This window comes from Haloglomus halophilum, assembly GCF_024298885.1.
In the GTDB taxonomy this organism is placed as follows: Archaea; Halobacteriota; Halobacteria; order Halobacteriales; family Haloarculaceae; genus Haloglomus; species Haloglomus halophilum.
On sequence record NZ_CP101168.1, the window covers coordinates 75537 to 93766 of the forward strand.

Below are 18230 nucleotides of genomic sequence, written 5' to 3' on the forward strand. Positions count from 1 at the left end.
TCGACTATCCACACTTCGTCTCTGACTCATAATGAGAGACTCATCATCCACATCCGCAGCTGACAGCAGGACCAACACCAACCAGCAGCAGGGCCGACAGGTCGCCAAACGCGCCTTCGCCGCCGAACTCAACGATGCCACCCACGTGTTCAAGGAATCCGACGAGGAGCGTGCTCCGAACTTCGCCCTCCTCCTGAGTGGCGAGATCGCGAATCGCTACTTCCTCGTCGGCACCATCACCGAGGTCAACGACGTGGGCAACGACAGCGAATATTGGCAGGCACGAGTCGTCGACCCGACCGGCACGGTCTTCGCCTACGCCGGCCAGTACCAGCCCGAGGCCGCTGCCTTTCTCTCCTCGCTTGAACCACCCGCGTACGTCGCCCTTACTGCGAAGCCGAGCACCTACGAGACCGACGACGGCGGCGTGAACGTCTCGCTCCGACTCGAGACCATCACCTACGTCGATGCAGCCACCCGCAATCGGTGGGTCGCAGAGACTATTGCTCGTACCGAGGCCCGCCTCGATGTCTTCGAGTCGGACGACGGGGACAACCCGTACGTCGTGATGAGCCGCGAGCGGTACGATGCTGACCTTGATACCTACCACGAGGCGCTCAACGATGCCAGAGAAGACATCGGGATGGAGGCTATCCCCGTCTCTACGTCTGTGCCCGAGAGCGGTGCCGACGCTGACTCCGATCCAGACTCAGACACCACGTCTGGCGAGCTCGACGAGAGCACTCAGGAACATGCACCCACCGACGGTGATGAGGACGCAGTCGACGAAGCGGCCATCGCAGCCGCTGTCGCCAATGCCGATCTCGAAGAGTGACTCTACATACGTAGTCCCGTCCGTTCCGACCACGTCTCGCTCGGCTAGGCTATCTGCTCGCGACGCGCTCGCCACTGGCTCGCCACAACTTCTCCTACATAACATTTGATCGTCTAAACGTAATGTAGGATACTCTTCGCTATACCCCTCGCTCCGCTCGGCTCTACCGTGTTCCGACTCCGCTACACATCATCTCATGACGTTCCACGCTCGTATCTCCGGCTACCTGACGTACCGCACGCACGCCCATCTCGACGCCGCCATCGAACGCCTCACGCGAGGCGGGTGGCTCAACGCCGACGAAGACTGGCTCCTCAAAGGCCACCCCGGACAGGTCCGCACCAGTTCCACTATCGACCACGAGCGCAACCTCCTGGTCATCCCGCCCGGCGTTTACCAGAACCTTGGACGGATCACTACCGAACTGTTCCCCGGAGCGACCGCCGGGAAGGTCGTCACGTCGTCGAGTGACAACTGTTTCGACGCGTGGATCGAGACGCCACTCCTCGACGCTGCCGACATCCCTGCCGGCGAAGGCGGTGATGTCTCCTCTATCCGCTGTATCGACCTTGAACGATTCGCGCTCTCGCACGGCCTCGGCATCAAGCGCCTCGGCGACCCCGGCCACCTCCAGTGGCAGCACGATGTCCTCGACACCTTCCACGACCACTACGACCCCGATGTCCACAGTATCCTCGAATCCCCGCACGCGCCGTCTAAGTGACCCTCACGAAGCGTGTCACCGTCGACCAGCTAACTCGGTGCTCAATTTGTCGCCCCCCCGCTTGGCTAGAGGGGCACTCTGCTCCCGCTCCTCAGCTTTCCACTCACGCTCATGTCCCACCGTACTCTCAACACCACAAACAGCGAGACCAATACCCGTATCGAGGCCAAGGATCACCCCGAAATCGGGGTTGATGTCGATACCGAGTCCGCCTCAACACGAACAGAGACTCGTGCTTGTGACCGCGAGCACACCTGTCCCGAGTGTGTCACCGACGAGCCCCTCGTCACCAACGACGAGGAAACCTACTGCGAAGCGTGCGGCCTAGTCACCACGCGTGACCTCCTCGATCGAAACCGCCGCTGGGTCGACACCAAAGATGGTGGGCGCGAACCCCAGCGCGGTGGAGCCCCCACGACTATCCGCCGACACGACAAGGGGCTACCGACCGAAATAGGCCATTACCGTGACGGCTACAGCAACCAACTCCCCGCCCGGACCAGACGCCGCTTCAATCGACTCCGAAAGTGGGACGACCGCTCGAAGACCAGTTCCACTCACGACCGCTCGCTCCGTACTGGCCTCGGAGAAGTCGCTCGCCTCGTCAGCGCTCTCGAGCTCCCCAAATCTATCCACAACCGTGCAGCGAGCGTCTATCGCGAAGCGTGGAAAGCTGACCTGCTCCAAGGGCGCTCCATCGAAGCCGTTGCGAGCGCCAGCGTCTTCGCCGCCTGCCGTCTCGAACGTCTCCCTCGCTACATCGAAGAAATAGCCAGCGTCGCCGTTATCGATGACGCTGCCATCAAAAACGCGTACAAACTCCTGAATCGAGAGCTCCAACTCGCTACGCCACCGCCACTCCCACGGGACTTCCTCCCGCGGCTCGCCAGCGCTGTCGACGCCCACCCATGCCTGGAACGACGTGCTCGCCAACTCGTCACCGCACCCGCCGTCGGCAGCATCGCGAACAGCCGACAACCCTCTGGCGTCGCCGCCGCGTGCCTCTATCACGCTTACAAAGAGAGCGAGCAGAGCAACGTCAAGCTCACCCAGGCACGACTCGCCACGGAAGGAAACACGACTCCAACGACAATCCGGAAGATCTGGCGGGAACTCCTTACCCTCGATGATGATGGCGAACTCCCCGACCCCGTTGGAAACACCGAGGACGACTGATGAGATGTTCCGAGGCGTGTCGCTATCGCTGGGAATCGGGAATGTCCCTCCGTGCTTTCTCCTACACAACATTTGACCATTCGTGAGTAATGTAGGAACAACCTCCACCTCAACCAAGATAGCCCATGCTAAGAGTGCGACTTAGAGACGTACTGAGTCGGCTACCCTGCGTCAGGGAGCAAACACGCCCACCGGCTCTGTTGAAATCCTTTGAAGTTGATATGAATCGCGTGCTGCATACAGAGCGTCGGCCTTGTTTAGACGCGGTGTAGATCGCCTTCTGCGGCCATTATCCCGTCAACGAATCCCGGGTATGAGATTCTCATGGATTGGTTCCCTTTGGCTAAAATAGCCACTAACCGACTCTTCGGGAGCGTCTAAACAAGGCCCAGAGCGTCTATTCAGCAACGACTTCAACGCCGGTGATTTCGAATCGTGCACCACCGCCAGACCCTTCAGTCACGTGGATTTCCCAGTCGTGGGCGTTGACGATCTGCTTGACGATGCTTAATCCGAAACCTGTTCCATCCTCGGCTGTCGAGTAGTCCGGGTCAAACACATCGTCACGCTCCTCGTCAGGGATTCCAGGACCATCATCCTCGATATAGAATCCGTCTGCAAGCGTATCCACAGTGATCGTTACGCCGCCACCGCCGTGTTCGACGGCGTTTTTGAACAGATTTTCTAACAATTGGCAGAGTCGATCGTAGTCCGCCTCGATAGTCGGCAACTGGCTTTCGTCGCTGCCATACCGTAGTTCGGCGTCGTCTGTCGGTTCAGAGACCATCCCCCAGGCGGATTCAATGGCTTCGCCAAGCGCAACAGGCTCTACCAATCCGATGTCTTGTCCTTCACGAGCAAGCCAGAGAACGTCCTCGATGATTCGTTGCATCCGGTCGAGCGCGGTGGCGATGGCGTCGTGGTGCTCGGTGTCACACTCTTCTTGGGCGAGTTCTAACCGGCCCTGGGCGACGTTGAGTGGATTCCGGAGATCGTGACTCACGATTCCGGCGAACTTGTCGAGACGCTTGTTCTGTCGTTCAAGGTCGCGTGCGGTCTGGCGCTCCTCTGTGACTTCTTGCGTGACAAGAGCACCATAGGTGTCCCCCTCAATCCGGACTGGTCTCGTTTCGATATGATGCACACGGCCCACGTATTCCATATCGAACGAACACGACTCGCCTGCGATTGTCGCCTGGAATTTCGGTTCTAACTGTGTAGCTGTTTCCTCAGGAAAGAGCTCATGGACCGTCTTCCCCACCATCTCGGACGCGTCACTCTGGGAGAAGGGAAGTGTTTCTGGTCCGACGATCTGGTAGCGGAACTCAGCGTCAAAGAGCACGAGAACACCGTTGGGGAAATGAGTAACGAGAGCACGGTGACCCTCAATCGGTGCATCTGAAAAGTGAGCCATGCAGGTGGTAGATCAGTTTTAAGCAAATAAGTTTCCGGATGACTGATAGGCGAGTTGAATAGTGTCGATTATAGACCGCGCCGCGACACACTTGTTGGTAGCATTTAACTAATTTCGGCATATTTATATCTAAATGTTTAGTATCCGTTCGTATGACGTACGAACATCTCGATACGGAACTCGTCAATGCGTTAATTGGGAATGGACGGGCAAGCCTTCGCAGTCTCGCTGAGGAGCTGGATGTCTCGGTCACGACGGTTTCGAATCATCTGAACGATCTCGAGGAGCGGGGTGTCATCAACGGGTACAGCCCGATTGTCGAGTACGGTGAACTGGGATACGACGTGACGGCGATCCTTCGGCTCAAGGTTGAGGGGAGTGCGCTCCCCGATCTGACCGAGCGCCTGCAAGGTCACAGACAGATGGTCTCCGTGTATGAGGTGACGGGCGAATTCGATGTCATCGGCATCGGGAAATTTGAGGATACTGCCGACATGAACGCGACGATCAAGGACCTCCTGGCCGACGCCGACATCAACGAGTCGTCGACGGCAGTCGTTCTGAACACTCCCGCCGAGAACGAGCAGTTCGAAATCGAAATCGAGTGAACGACGGCGTACCGGCGGGCAGGACGCGTCCCTCAGTGAGCCAGTCAGCAATCCGCTCGACAGGCGATACTCCGAGTAGGCAATGATACGCACGTCAGTCAGCGCCGCCGGCGCGCGTCATCCAGTATAACGACGACGAGGCGAATCCGCCGTCAGCGCCGCGCTCTGCGACGCGTATCCCACTAGTGTGTTCCGCTCGCTAGCTGACAAATACGACTTCCTCCCCGCATCCGATTCCTGAGTAAGACAACGCCCACGCGTCGCCGGGGCTTCCGGGAGCAATTCACACCGGGTTTTTGCCTCCCAAAGGGGGTGAGGGAGAAGCGGAGTACAACTCCACTACCACCAGCACGCACAGAGCGTGCATCCCTCTGCACGCCGCTCGAGAGGTGAATCGACCCGAGGCTCAAACTTGGACAGAACCACGAACCCAACTCTCCATGAGTACCAACACCGAATCCGAAACAGACGCACAGCCGCCGACTCCCACCGAACCCGATGTCGAAGACGCAGAGATAGAAATCGAGGCCGAGGTTGAAGCCGACTCCGGCACCGCCGTCGACCCCACACCCGAACTCGAGACCGACGTCGAAGTCGAACCTGCCGTCGATCCCGAGGAAGGCGAGGACACCGACGTGGAAACAGAAGCAGAGGTAGAGACGGAGAAAGACGTTGAGGTCAACGAGGATGCGGACAGTGACGCAGACATAAAGGAAGAGAAAACAGTCGTCACGGGCCCGCCTCACCAGTTCCAGGCCGCCCTCAAGGGTGGCGTCATCAAGGAATTCGTCGGAACCCTCCGTGCTATCGTTGACGAGGCGAAAATCAGCGTCAGCCCCGACGGACTCCACGCCCGCGCCGTCGACCCCGCTAACGTCGCGATGTACGACATCGAACTCTCAACCGGCGCCTTCGAGTCATTCGATGCCAGCGAAGGCGTCCTCGGGATGAACCTCGAACGCTTCGAGGAAGTCCTCAAACTCGCCAAGAAAGACGACCTCGTTCAGCTCTCGTTCAACACGACGACGTTCAAGCTCGTCATTCACATCGATGGCGTCGAGTTCACGATGGCACTCATCGACCCCGACAGTATCCGTAATGATCCTGAGATACCCAACATGGACCTCCCCATCTCGTTCACCATCGGGGAAGCACAGATCAGTCGCGGCGTCAAGGCCGCCGACATGGTCTCGGACCATATCCGCTTCCGCTGTGACGAGACCGAGCAGGCCGTCTTCATCGAAGCCGAGGGCGACACCGATAATGTCAGCTTCGAACTCGCAGCGGACGACCTCGTCGCGCTCACCGCCAGCGACGGCCGGTCGCTGTTCAGCCTCGATTACGTCAAGGACATCTCCAAGCAGTTCCCCAAGAACACGGAGATCGAGATGACCTTCGGGACCGACTTCCCGATGATGATCGAGTACGGGTTTGCAGACGGCGAGTGCAACGTCCTCGCGATGCTCGCCCCGCGCATCGAGAGCGACTAACCCTGACCAAGACCCGTCTCGACCAGCCGTCCGGCTCCGCTGATTACCCAATCGGCCTCTCTGTGCCCCGATTCTGATTCCGATGACTCAACTGTCCACTCTCAGCGACGGTGAAACGTACGCCGACATCCGCCTCGGCGATACCTTCATCGTCTCCGTCGACCGCACCGCCCACAAAGACGCCATCACCGTCCGCGTCTTCCACCCCGACCAACCGGATGTCGCTATCGGCGAACACCACCTTGACCTCACACTCCCCGAGGAAGGTTCCGCCACGGTGCCGTGGGACATCACGATGGGCGACGAAGCCCAGCAGACGTTCAAGAGTGCCATCGACACCCGGAATCGGACCAGGCTGAGCTGTGAGCGCTGCGTCATCGAAACTGTCTCGCGCTGTCCTACATAACAATTGACTAACTGAGAGTAATGTAGGAACTGTCTGCCCAGGCGGCCTTGACTCGTCCCGTTTGTCTCCCCCTGGACGGTGGGGGGACAGATGCCTGTATGGAACGATCCTGCCGTGTGTAACGTCGATTAGCGGTGACGCGAGCACGGGTTCCTTGTAGGTGCTCCAACCCCCCACCTCACCTCTTGGAACACTTCCCTCTCTTCGTTCGTCTCTCGGGAAGCCCCGATCTTACCCCATCTCATCTTTGGTTCTGTCAGAGGCAGCACTCCCCACCACCCCTTCTCGTTCTCCCGTCTCCCCTAACCCGTCGTACCGTCTCTAACCACGTGTTCTCCGTTCTCTCGGTACTCTACTGGGCCGTACTGCGCCGCCCCCAACGTGTGCCGCTCCCAACACCGCCGCTTCCCGCACGAGGAATCCACTCATGTCCGCACAATCCAATTCCACTTCCGACACCGAATCGCACCCCCCGAAGGAGAACCAGAACACTGACGAGGAAGACCTGGAGTCCGCTGCATCGACCACTGCAACCGAGCGCCCAGCCATCACACTTTCCGATCTCCTAACCCGCGAAACCGACATCAAATTCGCCGGCCTTACCGAGACAGATCCTCGCGAGTATCCCGACGAAATCCCACCGGAAACCCGGTGTCTCGCTACCAACCCCAATTCGTTCAAAGAGGCGATTCAGGTGCTCCCGAAGGCCAGTCCGGGTGAGCTCTGGGCAACCAACGACTTCGTTGAGACCACCGGTCGCGTCGATACCGACGCCATCCGCCGTGTGCATGGCCTCGATATCGACGCCCTTGAAGAACAGACCGGGCGCTCGCTTGAGGACCTCGCCTCCGCGAGTGAGACCGACGCTGTCGTCCGGGTCAGTGACCACAAGGATATCGTCGACGACCGACGGAAGGCCCTCAATGCCCTCGGGTTCGATGTCAAGTTCCGGTGGCAGATCGCCAGCGATTCCTACAGCATCATCAACCCGCAGGAGGCGTATCTCCCCATCATCAGTGCGCTCCAGCAGCGCGGCGAGACCAACGCCTTCGGGTGGATATCGTATCGCGACTGGGGTGGCCTGCTCAAGATGGTCGTTGTCTGCTCTAGCCTCCGCCACGTCGTCTCCGGCGGCCAAGAAGACCTTCGGGACGCCGTCGACGAAGACGGCATCACGAGCGTCGTCAGCGCCTCTCGGCAGGAAAGCAAAGCCAACGACGCCGAAGCGGAGGCCGACACCCAGGAGACCGTCGTCTACGGTGGGTTCCAGACTGGCTACGACTTCCGAGGTACGCAGACGTTGTGGGCACGACCCATCCTCTTCTTCCCCGACTCGGGAACGATTCTCCCCGACACGGGAGAGCGCTATACCCGACGCCACTACGGGAAGGCGACGAACGCCGCCCACGAACGCAAACAGGGCCGGGTCCCCATCAGCGAGTGGTGGCGGAACATCTACGACGATATCGACACTCGGATGATTGAGGTCGAGACCGCGCTTCGCCGGACACGAGCCATCGCCTACGACTTCGACGATCTCCCGTTCTCACTCGAGGACTGCTACACCTACTGGGGAGTGGCGTACAAGTACGCCGAACGCGCCGCCGATAGAGCGACTTCGATAGCATCGCCGGCATCGAAACCAACCGTGTTCAACGTCCAACTCTCGCTGCTCATTGCGTTGCTCGAGGAATACGATGGTTCGATGGCGTCGAACTCCTACCAGGAGTACCTCGAAGTCGCCGGTGAACTGTTCCGCAAACCATCGATGATGATTCAGCTCGCCATGCAGGAACACGATCGGCAGACGGACGACGAGACCGAGCGCGTGCTCCCCGAGAACCAACAGACGCTCTCGGACGCCCTCAAGGACATCGTCGATATCCCCGGTATCAGCGTCGACACCGAGGCCAATCTGTCCGATCAGCAAGCACAGCGCGTCCAAGACCGCCTCCAGAAGCGACTCGGAGAGATTCCTTAGTCCAAATGGAACCCTCAGCGATAGTGGCTACGGGTCACCAAATGGAGGGTCGAACCAATACGAGAGGTGAGGTCGAAATCTATTAAGTTCGCCTCCATAGCGACCGCTCTGGATGAGTCGTAGGCGACCTTCCATTCGCGACCAACTTGCGCCCTCTCTTCAATAAGCCTGAGACGGTCTGTTCAGCGGCTGTCAGATGACGACTGCTGACTACAGAGGATGGAGTCAGCAACATCCGTTTTAACCTCCCACGTCAATGCCGAAACAGTCGTTTGGTAGGGGCGTACTCAACGGTGTGATTCGATTCGGATGACCGGATTCCCGTCCACATCGGCCATGATCGTCGCCGTCGTCGTATCCGCCTCGAACTGGAGGGTCATCTTGAGATTGTGTTGCTGAAACAGTCCGTCAAGTGCGTCAGCGTTGATGTCTTCACTGATGAGCCACTTCTGATCAATCATATCCTCGTCGTGAGCCCTGGCGACCGCCGTGACGACTGCTGTGCTTAGCGTTTCCTCCTCGTCGGGTTCGTAATAGAACTCCTCTGTGTCTCCCATCGCGAGTAGGAAGGCCTCAAACCGTAAACCCGCTCTTACCAGATACAATACAATCTGTTACGTACCTTTGCTGATTCAAGGTGTTCTCCCGAAGGCGGAATTGGACATACAGTAGTCGGTTCACCCAGGGCACCAGAATCTAAATCCTCCGGGCGTAGCACTGAGACCAGGAATCTCTCTGACCGACTCGCGCCCTCTATGCAGCACGGCTTCTGAAACCTATCATCGATTGAGAGTTTCAACCGAGCCCAAGAATCTGAACTCTGTTTGTCGCCCCCCTGACGGTGAAGGAGCGGAACGAATCCGCTCGACCACCACGAATTCATGTCCTCAGAATCATCCACTACGAGTGACGGATCCGACAGCTCCGACCGGCAGGTCGTCCTTTCACACCTCGTGAACCGACTCCTCCAGCGTGAAGGAGGCGACATTCCCGTCGAACGCGTTACCCTGCGCGTCTCTGACTACATCGATCTCTCCGACCAGAAGGCCGCCGACCTCATCGACGATGGTGCCGATGCCGGTATCTATACATTGTCCCGTTCGACGAGCGGGGGTGCCACCATCGCCGGCGTCTCCCCTCAAGCCACTGAGCCGCAGGTCATCACCGACGCCTTCGGCGACCTCAAACAGGACGACGCCGCTGACTTCCGGGTCATCAGCGTCGTCACCGACTCTATCAATGACGCTCTTCGCGAATCCGGCTACGAGGATTTCACCACCCTCGCTAGCGCCAGCACCGACGACATCGCCGGTCTCACCGGGACGCTCACCGAGAGCCGCGCCAATAATCTGCTCAAAGAAGCCAAGCGACACGTCCCCGTCGGTCGCCGACTCGCCCAGCGGGCCGCCGCCTACTACAGCCAGCGGAGCAATCCCGACACCGGCCTCGGGGAACCTCGGGTCACCGACCTCTCGCTCGTCACCGAATCTGTTGGCGAACCTCGCTTTCTCTCCGAAGGCTGGGACCCCGACGACGAACGCGCGATGTATATTTCAGACATCGGCCGCAACGCCGGGACGCCTGTCCCGACGGGCCTCCACATCCTCGATGATCCCGACCATCCGAGCGTCCCCAAGGCCGCAACGCATCCCGACGCGAGCTACGACGCCCTCCCCGTCGACGAGAACGGCAAGGTCATCCCGCCCGCTGTGCCTATCGACCCGAGACTTCAGCTCCCACTCGACGAACTCATCGCGAAGAAACTCGCCCGAGGACTCGTCCCCATCAGGGTGGTCGGCCCCCGTGGGTCCGGGAAGAACTACCTGCTCAAATACCTCTGTCACAAGACGAATCGTGGCTACCAGTCCATCGACGTCGATCGATCGACCGAACCCGAGGACCTCTTCGGACCACTCGTCCCCGACGGCGATGTCATCGTACCCCGCAACGGCGCCGTGAAACAGGGCTTATTGAACGGCGATACCATCGTTATCAACGAGTTCCCCGTCATGCAAGCAGGCGCGGCCATCGCGCTCCACCGCCTGCTGAACGAAGGGACACTCCTGGTCAAGAGCCACGGCGAACTCGTCGAACCGCACCCATCGGCCCGTCTCGTCATCACGATGAACCCGCCGACCCGTGAGTACCGTGATTCGGAGCCGATGAACTCCGCCACCCGTGGCCGGTTCCGTGCCTTTGAGCAACCCTACATCCAGGATGTCGAGGAGGAAGTCGAAACGCTCGACCGGCAGGTGAACAGCGCAGATGTCGTTGTGGACCGCCCAACCCTCAGGAAGATCGTCCAATTCGCTCACCAGACCCGGCAGAACGAGTCGTGGCCGACGCTCTCGACACGGAACCTCACTATCCTCTGTGAGCACATCGAGGACGGTGCGTCTCCGAAGGCCGCGACGAAGAACGAACTCTGGGCGGTTGCTGAGCCGAACCAGTACCCCGAAGACACCTACGAGACGCTCAACGACTACCTCTAACCATTTCCTGCCGGGGTTTGTGCGCCCCGCGTCAGCGAGGGCGTCCGTCCCGCTACCACCTTCCCATGTCACTCAGCCATCGCCACCGCGACCACAGCCCCCTTGTCGACGACTTCAGCCCCCACGCCGCTGTAAGAGCCCGCATCTCTACACAGCGAGCTGACCGCCTCCGCGAGTTCATCCTTGGCCATCTCCCCGACGATGTGACCGTCGATGTCGTCATCTCTGCCGGTGTCCAGACCGCCGCCGTCCTCCCCGCCGACGTTGAGGCTATCGTCTCCTCCGACGCGACCGAAATCGAACGCTCTCAGGCCGAACAATTCCTCGCCGGCGTCGACGCCGACTACCTCGTGCTTGTCACCGGAAACGAAGCCGACCTGACCAGGATTCCCCTCAATGACCAGCTCACTGCTGACCACGCCCACCAGTTCGGCCTCGCCTTCCACGAACTCCTCCACATCCTCAAGACGGCTATCACCGCCATCGCGGAACTCCTCGACGCCGAGATCGACGAGCAGTATCACGCCCAGGTCCACGATCTCATCAACATCATCGAAGATGGCGCTATCGAGAGTGAGGCCATCCACGGTGGGAACTTCAGCGACAACGCCGGTATCCGTCTCGAACTCACCCGCCGACTCCACTCCCAGACGCCCGACGACATCCCCGACGGGCAGGAGGTTCGCTACTCGTTCTGGGACGCCGTTACCTCGTGTCTCTACGACGAGGCGATTTACCCGACAGGAATCACGGCTGTCCTGCTCGACGAGGAGGACCCACGTATCCGGTTCAAGACTGACGCCGATCGGGACGCGTTCGAGGCCATCCACTCCGAACTGTGCATCCTCGTGAGTGACGCGCTCGCGATTCGGAGCGCCGACCGCGCCGACACTACCCACGCACACGACAAGACCGCCTCCATCCGCCGGGCCCGCCGCGTCATCGAAACGTGGACCGACCACATCCAGCCCATCCTCGAGGCCAACACCGACGCTAATCAGGACGATACCACCGCTGAACAACAGCAAGGGGCTGACGAACACAGCGTCAATCAGCAGGCGTCGGGTGACGGTGAAGACGAACACCTAGACCTCGAGCAAGGAACGTCTAACCCCGGTGACAAGGGTGGAATCCCCAGTGGAAACGATGGCCCTGAATCCGAAGACACCGACAAAGCGACGGAGGCAACTCAAGCGACCGGCGTTCCCGTTCTCCCCGGTAACTTCGACCCGAGTGACATCTCCCTATCGAGAGAAGCCACCGACGACCCCCACCAGAACATCTTCGAGCAACCCCAGGTCACGCCCGATCCTAACCCGGACGACGTCGACGACAATGAGCGCGACCAGGACCCCAGTGGCGAGAGTGAGGGCAACAAAGAGACTGAGACCAACCATGACGATGGCGATAGCGACACCAACACCCGTGACAGTCCACAGGCGGCCGAGGACGGCCCTGTTGACGAGAAGATTGGTGAGGATGCCTCTACGACAGCAGACACACAGCGGGAGGCACAGAGCCGTGCAGAGGCCATCGCCCGGGCCACTGAACGAGCCCGCCAACGTGAACACTCTTCCTCTCCCGCAGAAGGGCCGGAGACAGCCTCCCCGCACGACCCTACCCCCGGTTCCATCACAGGAGATACGCCACAAAGTGCCGTCTCGAGTTCCATCACCGACCGCTCTCGCGACAACCAACTCTCGCTCGGTGACTTCGATACCTCCGGTGAGGATCCAGCCGAGGCCGATTCAGAAGCCACCGAATTAGGCGTGGAGGCGACACCCGAATCCGAGGGAGAACGCGAGGACGGGAACGAGGATCAACATGAGGACCAAAGCGGAGACGGAAGTACAGGTACGAGCGATATCGAACCCGGAGGTGGAAACGACTCGCGGGAAACGTCCGGCGGGAGGGCCCACCACTCTGAGGAGTCACTACAGAGGGATCACCCCCAGGGGCCTGCACACGCACAGAGTTCCTCGCGGTCGGCCGACGAATCCCAAGCCGCTTACGACAAAGCACTCGCCAGCGACGAACGTGCCGCCCACGACGAAGCCGACCGTGAACGAATCGACGAGCGAGCCCTCGGGGACGAACTCGACGCGCTCGGAAACCACTTCGAACGCCAACGCCGCCAGGGCCAGCGAAACGACCAGGAGGGCGAGGAGAACAGCGGACACGGTGGGAATGACGGCTACTCGCCAGGAACGCTCGAAGACCTCACCATCCTCCCCCTCTCTGACAATCTCGTCCCACCGCGTGAGTGGGGTACCATCGAAGACGGGGCTGGCCGCGTCGCCGATACGCTTGAACTCTACCTACGTCTCGATCGCCGGAGGAGCACGCGACGGGGACTCTCCGCCGGGGCGTACGACACGCGTGCTGGTCACCGGCTCGCTATCGGCGACCCTCGTGTGTGCAAGAGCCGGACGATGGGCAACGAGAAACAGTACGCTCTCGTGTTCATCCTTGATCGCTCCGGATCGATGCGGCAAGGCTCCCCCCCGAAGATCGAGGTCGCGACCCAAGCACTCACCCGGTTCGCGCTCGCCGCCGAAAACCTCGGTATCCGCGTCGCCGTCATCGACTTCATTCACGGGAACGCCCGTCTTGTCAAACCATTCAGCATCGAGGCACGACACGTCCAGTCGGCACTCCTCGACACCTCCTGCGGCGGTGGGACGCCGCTCGCCGACGCCATCGGACTCGCGAACGACCTCGTCGAAGCTCAGCGCGACGAACCACTCATCATCAGCGTCGGGGACGACCAGACTTCAACCGACGCCGTCACAGATGCCATCCGCCAGGCATACGCTCCAGTGTGTTCGCTCACCATCGCGACCGACACCGAACCTGGGAGCCTCTCCGGATCGGCCTCGGAACTCGCGACTGTATACGAGCGCCAGGAAACGGTCTATACGCCTGAGCGCCTCGACGACCGCCTCGACCAGTTCGCTAGCCTCCTCGCCGGGCTCTGAGCACAACTTACGACCAGTTTGTCGCCCCCGAGACGGTAGCGGGGCGTCCAGTCTACGCCCGCACCTTATCATGTCCTGTCGAACACTCCACACAGCAGAGGGCAACGTGCCCCACCTCTCGCTCCCACCAGGCGCGCTCGCACATACTGACCGCGAATACGACTACGACGTCGACCGTGACCCAGCTAACATCGAACCGATCGAACACCAGATCCGTCTCGATTTTATGCGGGGTGGGCCTGTCCGCCGCGATCACCTCCTCGGCAACTACAACCCCTGGAAGTACGATGCTGACGACTCCAGCACCCACCCCTGGCAGGGAATCAAGCAGAAGCCCCCCGGCCTCGCCTACGCCAAAGCCTCCTGTGTCGCTCGAATCAACGAGGAGAAACGGTTCTACACCCACGCTGACGATGACTCCGTTCTCGCGGAAGCTCCAGCGTTCCTCGCAGCGCGACTTCGCATCGCCCGCGAAGACTCCCATCCTGAACAGGCTCTTGAGGAAGAGCGCCAGCGCCGTGAAAAGTGGTATCGCGAACTCATCCCCGGCCCCAACCTCAGCCAGGTCCTCAAGGACTCGTCGTACGGGTCGTTGATCGAGAAGTGCATCGGGCCCGCACCCGACGCCGACCGCCTCCTCGAACACAACGCCTTCGTCGGGATGGTCCTCGTCGGCGACGAGACCGATCCCGACGCCTTCGCCCGCGACCACGGCCTCGATTCCGTCTACATCCTCCGAGAATCATCACTCTCACATACCCAGATCGACGCCCCCGTGTGCCTCGGCGACTACGGCATCGAACTCCCTGCACCGCTGCTCGTCGGCGAATACGGTAGCGGCAGCCAGTATCCCCTCATCCCGTGGGGCGATGCGCTGACCTGCGCCTGTCCCTACAAGCAGACGGCGCCGTGGCGGGTCATGTGCAAGCACGAACTCCTCGCGAGCGTCGTCTGCGGCTGTCAAGACTCAATCTTCCTGCCCGTCTCCCGAGGCATCGATGTCCCCCACCGAGCACGCCGCTTCGTCAGCCCCGATATCGCCGTCTCCCACCAGTCCCGAGCGGAGAACTACCACTGATGACGGCGCTGCTCAAGCGCGAACACCGCTCAGGTCGGCTTCGATGAGTTCGCATGACCGACCCATGAGCGTCTCCTGCAACCGCGACGGGTGTGACCGGACGTGGCCTCGCGACCCCGTCCTCGAAATCCGGTGTCCCACGTGCGATGCCGATATCGGCATGAAATGCAAGCGCCGCTCGGGACACGGCGGAAACTTCGTCCATCCTCACGCCGCACGCGATCGCCTTGCCGTCGCCGACGGCTACTACGGGGGGTGTGCGCTGGGTATCTGCGCGGAAACACTCGCCGATATGGAACCCGAATCCGCTCCCTACGGCCCGTCCGACCAAATCACCCTCGACTCATATAGAGTGCCGGAGAGCAAGCGACGGTGCTAGTCCGCAATTCTCCTACACAACATTCGGTTGTCGGAACGTAGTGTAGGACGCGTTTGTAGCCCCCGAAACGGTGAGGGAATCAAGAAATGACATTCGATATCGCCGAAGAAGCGCCCGAACGTACCCGATACGAGGTCGAACGACTTCACGAACTCGCCGTCAACAAATTTGGCTACGCCACCGAACACGTCCTGTTCACCGCCCACGAGGACGGAACTATCTCGGGACGAATCGCCCTCTACGTCGCCGGCGACTACGACCGGCCCGGCGAGGGCCGCGACCACGAACAAGAGCTCGACGCCGAGTTCGAGGACACCGACAAAAGTGACCCGGACCCGCCGGCCGTCGGCACTTATGTCCCCTCCTCAGCAGCCAAAACGACCGACGATACGGCGGAGGCCGGGGCGTGAAGATTCTCAACGAGCAGTCCGACGCCACGCACATTCGGGTTACCTTCCCTCTGCAGTTGTGGGTCGATAATCGGGCCGTGGCCGGCAACGACACCGTGACGTACCCCGTTCCACTCGAGAAAGCACTTACGGCCGACGGCGACCTCGTCAAGGACGATACTGACGCCTCAGACCAGTTCGTGCGGATCGAGGAAGCCCCCAAACTCGCTCGCAACTGGCAGGGCCCGTTCTACGTGACGGTCGACGAACCGGACGCCGAACGGACACCGCCGGACGCACCGTGATACCCGTGCATTCTCACGATATCCCCCGCTGGGAAGACATCGACCTCGACTCCATTGACTACGATCCTACCGAGATAGAGGCGACGGGAAAAGAACGGACACTTCGATCACTGCGGTCGCAAATCGACTCCAGCGAAGCCGTCCTCCGACGCTATCTGCGCGAACTCGGTGTCTCTCCCGGTGGGGATCCCGTTCGGGCCACCATCCCGTCGCACCTCTGCTCTCGCGACCCATTCGCGTTCGACCGCGCTCGCAAAGCCCGGAGCGCCCAGTCGAATCTCGAAAGTCGACGACGACGGTTCTGCCACGTGTACGCCGAGCACCGCATACTCAAAGACAAGGCCGAAAACAGCGGATAGTCTCAATAGGCACTCATGGAGTGGGTTAGTGACCGAGTGTATCTGTGGAACTCTTCGAGGAGAACACCGTCGGCTGTTGGCTCTGCGGACAACGCCTGGTCGACCTCTGGAATCGACGGTTCTGCCATGCCGACGACCAGACGGCTACGCGCTGACTGCAATCACAACGTACCCAAACGAGGAATGGACCTAGAAGTGGGACCTGACACCCCGTGAAATGTAGCCGCTACATTGGATGTGATCTGCGCGAACTTATGCCGAAACCCGGCCTACAACGCCCGTGAACATCCCCTCCAAGTTCCCGACACTTAGCCTTCAGTCCGAGGTTCCACTGGACTCCTATTCGATGATTACGATCATGGACGGGCCAGGAGTGAATGGCCTTGACCGATACTTCCTCGGGTACTTCAGCGAGGACCTGCACAACGACGACGGCTCCTTTCTCGCCCGTCCAGTCGGGCATCACGAACTCCCACGTCCGATGACGCTCCCCGAAATCGAAGAGTGGGCGCTCAAGCACCTCAGTATCCCCAAGGAAACCCTCTCCGAGCGTGAGGCACAACAACTCCGAGAACAGCACGCCGAACGTACCAGTACCGACTCCGAGCGAGACACTGGGATGGATGTAGGTTGCAATGCAGGAGCCAAGTAAGCCCAGGACCGACCGACCAGAAGCCCCCGCTCCCGGCGTCACTCGCCGAACAGCCCTCGCCGGCGTCGGGATGCTCGCTGTCACCAGTCTCTCCGGCTGTCTCGGCCTCCTCGGAGCCGAACCCGTCAACGCAGACGTGCCGAATACGCCCGCATCAACCACGACCCGCCAACCGACGACGCCCGGAACCGACGCGCCCACCATGCCCGTGAAGGCTGGCAATGAGAACGGCGACGGGACTGGTGACGATGACAGCACCACCCCCGACGCGACCGACGATCCCGTGACCGCTGCTGGGCTTCCCACAGGGCCCGCCGTGCTTTCCAGCGATATCGAACCGGCACTCCCATTCACTAGATCGGGAGACCGATACAGAACCCACGACCGGGTATACGTCGGCCCGATCAGTTCCCCAGCCACGAACGAGTGGATGCGCTACCGCCGTGACCCCGCTCCCGGAGCGAAACTCGCTGACGTCACCGTAACGAACTCCACTCCGGATGAGTGGATCATCAGCCATCCGTATTCAGGAGTCCACGAGAACACGCTCGGCCTCTCTGCAAACGCAGATGGTACGTTCACCCTCGAAGGCAACCTCTTCTTCCAAAACGAGGGGGCATACTACGGAATCAACCACCTCTCCGTCCAAGAACACACTGCCGAACTCGTCCTCACGTATGGCCACAATCCGATGTGGACCGAAGCTGAACTCGAAGCCGGGTACGGCTACTGGTATGGGCCTCTCACCGTCACGGGGCGATTCGACGGCGACATCGCCCAGCTCAGAATCACACTCCTCAGTGGCGAGCAAGCCTTCGAGGGCACCCCCGACAACACGCTGATGTTTAACCTCATTCCAACGTCCTGACGGTTCTCTGGAGACTCAGACTACCTCGCGAGCTGCCCTCCGTCCTCCTCACCACAGCCCGGTTTGTGGCCCCCGTCGAAGTGCAGGGTCGCACGG

17 protein-coding genes are annotated in these 18230 nt (G+C 60.5%); 15 read left to right on the plus strand and 2 right to left on the minus strand.

From position 1 onward, the window contains the following. Positions 1–31: 31 nt before the first annotated feature. The 3 genes from NL114_RS21290 (at position 32) to NL114_RS21795 (ending at position 2735) form a co-directional block, all read left to right on the plus strand. The gene (locus tag NL114_RS21290; RefSeq protein ID WP_254824850.1) at positions 32–835 is read left to right on the plus strand and encodes a DNA-binding protein; all 804 of its coding nucleotides are present in this window, start codon (positions 32–34) and stop codon (positions 833–835) included. Positions 836–1031: 196 nt separating this feature from the next. Further along, positions 1032–1559 (plus strand): hypothetical protein, encoded by a 528-nt coding sequence (locus tag NL114_RS21295; protein WP_254824851.1) that lies wholly within the window; start codon positions 1032–1034, stop codon positions 1557–1559. A gap of 111 nt (positions 1560–1670) precedes the next feature. Further along, the gene (locus tag NL114_RS21795; RefSeq protein ID WP_350355446.1) at positions 1671–2735 is read left to right on the plus strand and encodes a transcription initiation factor IIB; all 1065 of its coding nucleotides are present in this window, start codon (positions 1671–1673) and stop codon (positions 2733–2735) included. Between the two features lie 397 nt (positions 2736–3132). On the opposite strand, the gene NL114_RS21305 is transcribed toward NL114_RS21795, so the two are convergent. Beyond that, positions 3133–4149 carry a sensor histidine kinase gene (locus NL114_RS21305; RefSeq protein WP_254824853.1) on the minus strand — a complete coding sequence of 339 codons (1017 nt, stop codon included), beginning with the start codon at positions 4147–4149 and terminating at the stop codon, positions 3133–3135. Between the two features lie 152 nt (positions 4150–4301). Here NL114_RS21305 and lrp point away from each other — a divergent pair, with 152 nt between their 5' ends. From lrp to NL114_RS21325, 4 genes are all read left to right on the plus strand, one after another. Further along, positions 4302–4757, plus strand: coding sequence for an HTH-type transcriptional regulator Lrp (gene lrp / locus NL114_RS21310; protein ID WP_254824854.1), 456 nt, complete (start codon positions 4302–4304; stop codon positions 4755–4757). A 440-nt stretch (positions 4758–5197) separates the two neighbouring features. After that, the gene (locus tag NL114_RS21315; RefSeq protein WP_254824855.1) at positions 5198–6247 is read left to right on the plus strand and encodes a DNA polymerase sliding clamp; all 1050 of its coding nucleotides are present in this window, start codon (positions 5198–5200) and stop codon (positions 6245–6247) included. A gap of 82 nt (positions 6248–6329) precedes the next feature. After that, positions 6330–6653: a hypothetical protein gene (locus NL114_RS21320; protein WP_254824856.1), complete on the plus strand. Its 324-nt coding sequence runs from the start codon at positions 6330–6332 to the stop codon at positions 6651–6653. Positions 6654–7080: 427 nt separating this feature from the next. Then, the gene (locus tag NL114_RS21325; RefSeq protein ID WP_254824857.1) at positions 7081–8634 is read left to right on the plus strand and encodes a hypothetical protein; all 1554 of its coding nucleotides are present in this window, start codon (positions 7081–7083) and stop codon (positions 8632–8634) included. A 287-nt stretch (positions 8635–8921) separates the two neighbouring features. Here the strand turns inward: NL114_RS21325 and NL114_RS21330 are convergent, their stop codons facing one another. Further along, positions 8922–9191, minus strand: a complete 270-nt coding sequence (locus NL114_RS21330; RefSeq protein WP_254824858.1) for a HalOD1 output domain-containing protein — start codon at positions 9189–9191, stop codon at positions 8922–8924. 396 nt (positions 9192–9587) lie between these two features. Between NL114_RS21330 and NL114_RS21335 the strand changes: the two genes are divergently transcribed. From NL114_RS21335 to NL114_RS21365, 8 genes are all read left to right on the plus strand, one after another. Continuing rightward, the gene (locus NL114_RS21335; protein ID WP_254824859.1) at positions 9588–11126 is read left to right on the plus strand and encodes an AAA family ATPase; all 1539 of its coding nucleotides are present in this window, start codon (positions 9588–9590) and stop codon (positions 11124–11126) included. 65 nt (positions 11127–11191) lie between these two features. After that, entirely contained in the window at positions 11192–14104 is a 2913-nt protein-coding gene (locus tag NL114_RS21340; RefSeq protein ID WP_254824860.1) for a VWA domain-containing protein, read from the plus strand. Positions 14105–14174: 70 nt separating this feature from the next. Continuing rightward, positions 14175–15182, plus strand: coding sequence for a hypothetical protein (locus NL114_RS21345; RefSeq protein WP_254824861.1), 1008 nt, complete (start codon positions 14175–14177; stop codon positions 15180–15182). A 160-nt stretch (positions 15183–15342) separates the two neighbouring features. Beyond that, positions 15343–15561: a hypothetical protein gene (locus tag NL114_RS21845; RefSeq protein ID WP_434084123.1), complete on the plus strand. Its 219-nt coding sequence runs from the start codon at positions 15343–15345 to the stop codon at positions 15559–15561. A gap of 86 nt (positions 15562–15647) precedes the next feature. After that, positions 15648–15971, plus strand: coding sequence for a hypothetical protein (locus NL114_RS21350; RefSeq protein WP_254824862.1), 324 nt, complete (start codon positions 15648–15650; stop codon positions 15969–15971). Continuing rightward, positions 15968–16255, plus strand: coding sequence for a hypothetical protein (locus NL114_RS21355; RefSeq protein WP_254824863.1), 288 nt, complete (start codon positions 15968–15970; stop codon positions 16253–16255). The genes NL114_RS21350 and NL114_RS21355 overlap by 4 nt, the downstream gene beginning before the upstream one ends. A gap of 639 nt (positions 16256–16894) precedes the next feature. Continuing rightward, positions 16895–17266, plus strand: coding sequence for a hypothetical protein (locus NL114_RS21360; protein WP_254824864.1), 372 nt, complete (start codon positions 16895–16897; stop codon positions 17264–17266). Then, entirely contained in the window at positions 17250–18134 is an 885-nt protein-coding gene (locus tag NL114_RS21365) for a hypothetical protein (protein WP_254824865.1), read from the plus strand. The genes NL114_RS21360 and NL114_RS21365 overlap by 17 nt, the downstream gene beginning before the upstream one ends. Positions 18135–18230: the final 96 nt, after the last annotated feature.